Genomic DNA, 7,807 nt, shown 5'->3' on the forward strand with positions numbered 1-7,807 from the left:
TTGCGTTAATATCCCGCCGCTACATCCCGAACGTTAATTTTTCCTGTTACTGCCTCATAGATGAGCGATTGGCGGTATTCTTTAAGTTTGTTGATTTGATTTTTTATCTCTGTTATAAGCGAATCAATATCACTTATACAGCTATCAAGAAAATCAACAATTTGTATCTGTTCACTCACTGGAGGAATTAAACATTTAGTTGATAAAAATTCACCATGATTTAGGTCGGGAATGGTAGTTGTTCCAGCCACCAATTTAAAATGTTCTTGAATTTTTACTTGCTTCAGATAGTAGACCAAATAATCCCTACCAATCCTACTCTTATTAAAATTTACCTTAAAGAAGTTATTATGGAACACACCAAATATATTTGTGACCACAACGCCTGTTGCACCAGTTCTCGCCAGCAAAATTTCCTCAGGATAACAAATTACTCTCTTATTAGGGTTCTCTATAAATTCCTTATCTAATTCGGTTCTAAGTGAATTTAGATATTTTATTGTAATGTACTCGAATCTTCCTGGACCACCTTCACTAAACCTTTCTTCTTGTGCTATTTGTAATCCTTGTTGCAAAGTAGATATCCGCCTAAATTCACATATTTCCCAATGCTCTGGTATCTTCCCAATCCATTCCACACCAGAATCCTTCATTTTCACATCAAGGTCCAATCCTTTTGTGACAGTTTCAGTAATGATCGCCTGCCTCTGTTTCTCTGATAAAGCAATTAGCTTTTCTTTGTCCGTAATGAGGGAGTCGATTTCTGCTGTTTTCTGATCAAGGAATTCGGAAATTTTTATTTGTTCTTGCAGGGTTGGATATACCACGATCTCTTGTAAATAATAGTCCGTATCCAAGTTTTGGATGCCTGTCGTTTGTTTAATAGATCGTACATTGATCCTATTGGCATAAATAGAAGAATGAACATACTTAAAAAAATTTGAGCACGAAATTTTCTCATTCAAATGCATTCTTGCCATAAAATTTGCGTAAATTGCAGGCTCTTCTCGATTATATCTAACAACAAATCCAACGGGTTGGTTATCCCCGCCTCCAGATTTTTCAATCAACAAGTCGCCTTTTTTTAGTATAAATGCCTTCTGTTTCTCCCTCCCCAAATTCCTTACAGTAAATTCTTCTGTTTCTACCTCATATTTATTTCTATTAAAATCTGCTACCCTGACACAGAAAACATCATTCTCGTTCCCTTTAGGATCATCTCCCCAAACCCCATTTTTCAAACTTTTAACTGAGCTTTTTAGTCTATCAACACTCCAATTCTCTGGCACTTCCCCAAGCCACTCCACACCGCTATCCTTATACCTTTCATATCTCTTATACTGCACCATCAGCCTAACACCTTCTTTAACTTGTCGAGTATGCTTGCTTCAAGTTCCTTTATTTCGCTCAAGATTTCACCTGAGCTACGCAGAGCCGCATACTGATAAAAGTATCTTGTAAAAGGAATTTCATACCCAATCTTGGTCTTACTTTCATCAATCCAGGCATCAGGCACGTGTGGCTTAACTTCCTGTTCGAAGTATTCGTGTATATCTTCTTTAAGTGGTACGTTCTCCGTATCTCTCAGGTCGGAATCTGGCTCTGGATTCCCTTTACTATCCCTACAAATATCTGCTGTTTCATCCTTTTCTGATAGAGCCGCAAGGATTGCTTTTAAGAGAGGTGCAGGAATAGTAAGGTCCTGATCTTTAAATGCCTTCTTGATTTTCTTCGTGAAGTCTTCCCTATTCTTATAGATCTTGCTATCCTGTAAAGCGAACACAGCATCGATGATTTGTTGTTGCAGTTTCTTCCCTGCCTCTATCTCATCCAATCCTGCTTGACCCTTTTTCTTCGAAGTTGCCAGATTACTGAATACAGTTTGGTTAGCAAGCTCATTGACCCGCTCCTCGCTAATCTGGAAATTTAAGCGGAGAGGTCGTTCAACTGTGATCTTTCTGTATCCAAAGTCCTCATTATCAAAAATTTTGCAGTGTTCATTTCCCTTTAAGTTTCCATAGATACGTACAATTTCTTCAATATGTTCAGGAGCAAGTTCGTGTCGTTTATTACCTAAACTCTTTCTCATTTTTTTATAGAAAGAAGCCCCATTGACCAATTGAATTTTCCCTTTCCTAAGTGGATCCTTATTATTTGCTAATATCCAGATGTATGTTGAGATACCTGTGTTATAAAACAATTGATCAGGCATCGCTACAATTGCTTCTACTAAGTCGTTCTCAATCATGTATCGGCGGATTTCGCTTTCTCCACTGCCTGCATCACCAGTGAACAGTGGCGAACCGTTCATAATAATGGCAATGCGTGATCCTTTCGGATTTTCAGGAGTGACACGCTTCATCTTTGAAACCAAGTGCTGTAAGAACAACAACTGCCCATCGCTAATTCGAGGTAAGCCAGCTCCGAAACGACCATTATATCCTTTGTTCTCGTGCTCATCCTTTACCACTTGTTCCGCAGGCTTCCACTCCACGCCGTAGGGAGGATTTGTGATCATATAGTCAAACGTTTTATTTGGGAAAGCATCATTAGATAGCGTGTTACCGAATACAATATTCTTCGCCTCTTCCCCTTTAATCAGAATGTCTGCTTTACAAATTGCATACGATTCTTCATTGATCTCCTGACCAAAAAACTCAAAGTGTGCTGTAGGATTCAATTCCCGCAGGTACTCCTGTGCAACAGACCCCATCCCCCCTGTACCCACGCAGGAATCATAAAGGGTTTGAGTAATCCCAGGCTTGGTCAAAATCTCATTATCTTCATTGAAAAGCAGGCTCACCATCAATCTGATAACTTCTCTTGGTGTGTAGTGGTCACCCGCTTCACCATCTTCGGAGAATCTTCGAATAAGCTCCTCGAAAATATATCCCATCTCCATGTTGGATACCGTGTCTGGATGAAGATCAATCTCACTAAACCTCTTTACGACAAGATAGAGGAGGTTATTTCGATCCATTTTCTCAATCTGTTTATCAAAGTCGAAATACTCGATAATATCCCTTGCCGACTTGGAAAAACCATTTATATAGTCACGTAAATTGTCCGCAATGTTATCCGAATCATTCAGAAGTTTCGAAAAATCATATTTGCTCACGTTACTGAAGTTTTGCTTTGCTACTCGATTTAAGATCTCATCCCGTGACTCTTGGGGCAGGTGCTTAAATTTTTCATGTTGAGCCAGCACTTCAACCTTAGTGTCTGCTAAAACACAATCAAATCTCCTTAACACAGCCATTGGAAGAGCTACTTTACCATACTCCTCTTTTTTATACGGTCCCCGAAGGATCTCAGCAATTGTCCAAATAAAACTCACTTTTTCTTGAAAGTTCTTCATTAGGTTAACTCCTTATATGAATGTTAGAAGGGATAAATAGGTCGTTACTACTATTATACATCGATATTATCGGGGGATAAATGTATCCCCCGACATTAGTCTGTCAATCAATTACATCGAACGTATCTGCTATTGCCATAAGGTCGTAACTATCTCTGTAGCTCTGCACAAAAGAGTGCTTCGCCCTTCTGACCGTCTCTTCATATTGTTTTTCTGCTTCAAGAATTCGTCTCACTATTTCACTTTGCTCTTCGAATGGTAACGCTGGTAAACTAATTGAGGCTACATCCTTATGACTCAATACAGTTACGGTCGTACCTCGTTGGTAGGCTTCTAAATAGTACTGTCCAATTGGACTTTCAAGAAATGCTTTAATAAAATTCGAATTGTATTGCGTTGGTTCTAATACACGAATTCGGAGAAAATTTTGAGAAAATACTAGTGGCTTCTCTTTAATGTCTTCAGGTTTCACTACGACCATCTTCAAAGTTGTGCCACGACTAGACAATAATAAGTCGCCAGGTTCAAGCTCATAATCTCGTGCTTTTTTTGAACTCAATGAGATCTGCTTTAATTCATTAGGTACAATCTTGCCTTCTTGTACATCAACAAGATTGACCAAGCAATGAGTTGCCTCAATATTATCCGAATCACTCTTTGCGTAATTGAGTCCTCTATCAATTTCTGCAATGTCCCCCAGAGTTACTTTAAGGAGATTGGATTCTTCGAATTTCTTGCGATTAATGCTTACCTTCCCTATCTTGGTGTCTACTTCTGTTTTCTCAAAGTATCTTAAGGGCAGCAGACTCCAACCATTCTTAGAAATCTCACTGATAGGAACAATTCTGCTATACCCATCAATATCAGACTGATTACGATATGCATTTACAACAGCTTCAACATCAGAATCGCGAAGTTCATTCTGATTACGCATAGCCTTCTTAAATCCTTCTTCTGCATTGATGAACAATATCTGATCCCTCATTACAATAGGTTTGTTTTTATTGATGATTAGTATGGCAACCGGGATGCCTGTTCCTATAAATAGATTGGCTGGTAATCCAATTACAGCTTCAATCAATCCTTCCTTAATTAATTTTTCACGAATTTTCGCTTCAGAAGCACCTCTTTGTAAAACTCCATGAGGAACTACAATCACTGCTTTTCCATCTTGCTTGAGAGTCGCAATACTATGAAGGACAAAAGCCATGTCTCCATAAGCCCGGCTAGGTAGACCAAAACTAAAACGTCCATATATATCTCTCTCAGCTTCCTCGTAACCCCAGTTGTTCATTGCAAACGGAGGGGAGGTAAGAACTCCATCAAATTTCAACAAATGTCCTTTTTCATCTTTCCACTGAGGAGCGGTAATGGTATTACCCAGCTTTACATTAGCCTCATTAGGATAAATACCATGCATAATTAAGTTCATTATACCTAATGCTCGCGTCTGAGCATTGATCTCTTGGCCATAGAGCTTCACTTGCCCATGGTTCAAATGAGCATACTTACTAGCCTCAATTAAGAAACCGTTCAAGCCTGAAGCATGATCGCAAACTGAACCGCTTGTAAGACCCAGAAGTTGTGGTAGAAGTGTAGTGATACTTTTGGGACTACTTCCCTCCCCTCCATGAGCACCTTCTTTTGAAATAAAAAACTCCAGTAAGCTATCTAAATATCGTGTTACTGTACCTGTTAATGCATTTGAATCGTCGTATAAGTGTCGATTATAAGAATGACGATTTAGAAAGACTTCAGCAACTTTATAAAGATTTAGGTCATTACGCTTAAGATTAAAATCAATTAAGGTAAACACTTCTTTCAAAGATGGGTTTAGCCTTTCTAGTTCTTGTAAAGCTTTAGAAAATCTCATTCCAAAATCTAATCCATTTGAAGTTAGTTTCTCCCAAGAATGATCGTTTGGAATATTAAAATCATGATCCGTATTTTCACATAAGAGTTTAAAAGTCAGCATTGGCTGTAAATTAGCTCTTATCTCACTAAACTGCATTTCTCCTCTCCAGATATCAGCAATAGCCCAAGCATCTTTCTCTGCCTCGTTTAGAATTGTATTTATCACTTAAAATCACACCTTTTATGTTTTTTTGATACTTTAAAAGAGTAATATTAATACTTTTTTAAAAGACGGAATGTTTTATCTCCTTAACCCCATAATAGGCTATTTACAGCTACTTGTAAAGAGTACTGTCTATACTTTTTTTAAAACATAAAAATACTTAATATTTGAATATTTTAAAAACCTACTTCGATCTAAATGGCCTAGCTCCTAAAAGAGGATCAGTCTCTTTAAAAAGTCTTATTTAAAAGATCTTTTTTGAAGTTATACTTAGATTTTTCTCACAGAAAGTTAGCTCCTAAACTACTTCTTGCTTAATTGTAGTCAGAGTAATTTTCACCTTTTTAAAAATCGAAGAATCAATTCGTCATAAATAGCTTTAAAAGCTATGATCGTTTCTTTTTTCTTCTTTCCGGCTATATCGAGAATAGCATGTGGGAAGTCATTCAGAAAAGCAGTACTCCAGCATAGATTAGGATAATACTCTAAAACCTCTGTCTCACTATATTTATGTATAGATTCCATTTTATTAAATCTTGTTCTTAAGATCCCTCCGACTCTTAAATTAGAATTGAAACTTTTTTGTACATCAATAGTTCTTGTCAACCATTGATTTATAAGATTAATCTTGTTAGGAGAGTAAGTCATAATTGCAAAATCAGAAATAGCTAAGGATAAATTAAATAACTCTGGAGCAGATGTACTAGAAGAATCTATAACTATGAAGTCATAGCCTTTCTTAACCTGATTGAATAAGTCTCTCAAAGTAACAACAACTTCATTATCTTTTTTGCCTTGCATATAGAGACTGCCTGGTATGCTGCCGATCCATGTATTCCAGGCAAAACATGAAGATTTTCAGTGACAGGAAAGATACATGAAGATATATTGCCCGCTTCAAATGCTTCCCATATAGTATTTGTTTCAGTTTGATAAGTTGGTTCTCGTATCAGTGTTTCAGTTAAATTGCATTGACCACTTAGATCTAATGCTAATATCTTATAATTGGAGCTTAGTAATTATGTAATCACGTAAGCCACCATAGTTTTACCAGAGCCATCGATAGTGCTACTTATAGTAATCGAAATACTCATTATAATCTCCTCTTTAATTTGAAACTAAGCTTAACTCACATATAGAAGAAGAGTAAATAAAAATTTAATAATAACATATTTTGATTGTATTTGTAAAGAGAAAAGTTCATACATGTTATGAATATATGTACCAACTTTTCTTCATACATTCATAAATTTGTATGAACATGTGCACACAAATTATGAAATGTTCATATTATTTACGTACCTTTTATGACATAAAAGTAGTATAAACATACACTTTCTCCATTTATAGCTATTGGTTCTTTTAAAAACTACAAAAAAAGAAGCCTTAGTTACTAAGAGCTTCTTTGCTTTTAATTCAGAGCAGTTTTCGAAAATTCATTCTTTCGATAATTAATGCGAATCTTCTCTGAAAGCGGCTTACTAAAGTTAATGCTTTTTCGTTTCTATTGATGTCAGTTCATATAGCCGGTACATGCCATATCCAATTCGCTCGTAATCATTATACGTCACAGCATGATTAGCATTTGCATTCACACAGCACCTTGACCTAATGTGTGTTCGAATAGTTGATTCGTTATAGTCAGCTTTCTCACTCAACATAAAATCAACCACTTCTTTTATTTCGAACTCATTTGTCCCTTTCTTCTTACAATCTCTTTAACAGACTTTAGGATGGCATCTCGATAATTCACTTTTTGATGATCTGACATTTTATACCTTCCTCATGAAGTCTCTTTCGCTATTTAAAAATGTATGATCTCTCGCTTCTCTACTGTCTTTTGTGATTGCCGATAGACGAGATAAGTCATTTCAGTCAAATTTACTAAGCCTAGCCCACGCTCTTCTTCAATCGCATATGTGTTAGATCCCAAATCACAATTTAACCGGATCCTATCATAATAGATTCTTTCAACAGGTGTGTGTCCATTCACTACTGGCTTGCTCTTAGTCAAGTTAAAAAGACTCTCCTTTGGTATGCTATAAAAATCTAACTCCGACATCTACAGGATCTCTCTGCTTTGCTTCTCGATCGGTTCAAAAGGATTTAAGCCAGCATGCTTATAAACAAACATGTCATCCTCATAAACAAGTGGCAAGTTGCTTACCCACTCTATGTACTCACCCATTTCCGATTCGGAAAATGATCTCTCAAAATCCCTTAATGTCTCCTTTCCCCCGTGGATTTGCCAAAGTGTATCCCCTCTCCTAAAATATTCACACATCATCTCCTCATGGTTGCCGATCAGAGCTATGGATCGGCTACACTTAGTTGGACAATAAAAATAAGGGCTTGTAGAATATACTCATCAT

The 7,807-nt window shown here is 36.9% G+C and carries 4 protein-coding genes and 1 pseudogene; all 5 read right to left on the reverse strand.

The window, feature by feature from the left end; genetic code table 11:
- Window positions 1–5 precede the first annotated feature (5 nt).
- Window positions 6–1,349: a restriction endonuclease subunit S gene (locus IEX62_RS06375; protein WP_188774555.1), complete on the reverse strand. Its 1,344-nt coding sequence runs from the start codon at window positions 1,347–1,349 to the stop codon at window positions 6–8.
- A complete protein-coding gene (locus IEX62_RS06380; protein WP_188774556.1) occupies window positions 1,349–3,358 on the reverse strand; it encodes a type I restriction-modification system subunit M in 2,010 nt (669 codons plus the stop codon). The genes IEX62_RS06375 and IEX62_RS06380 overlap by 1 nt, the downstream gene beginning before the upstream one ends.
- Before the next feature lie 103 nt (window positions 3,359–3,461).
- Window positions 3,462–5,438, reverse strand: coding sequence for an N-6 DNA methylase (locus IEX62_RS06385; protein ID WP_188774557.1), 1,977 nt, complete (start codon window positions 5,436–5,438; stop codon window positions 3,462–3,464).
- A gap of 333 nt (window positions 5,439–5,771) precedes the next feature.
- Complete coding sequence (locus IEX62_RS06390) at window positions 5,772–6,236, reverse strand: ParA family protein (RefSeq protein WP_188774558.1); 465 nt, start codon at window positions 6,234–6,236, stop codon at window positions 5,772–5,774.
- Between the two features lie 686 nt (window positions 6,237–6,922).
- A pseudogene (locus IEX62_RS24130) lies at window positions 6,923–7,126 on the reverse strand (DUF7669 domain-containing protein); the annotation flags it as partial.
- Window positions 7,127–7,807 lie beyond the last annotated feature (681 nt).

Source organism: Paenibacillus hunanensis (genome assembly GCF_014645615.1).
In the GTDB taxonomy this organism is placed as follows: Bacteria; Bacillota; Bacilli; order Paenibacillales; family Paenibacillaceae; genus Saccharibacillus; species Saccharibacillus hunanensis.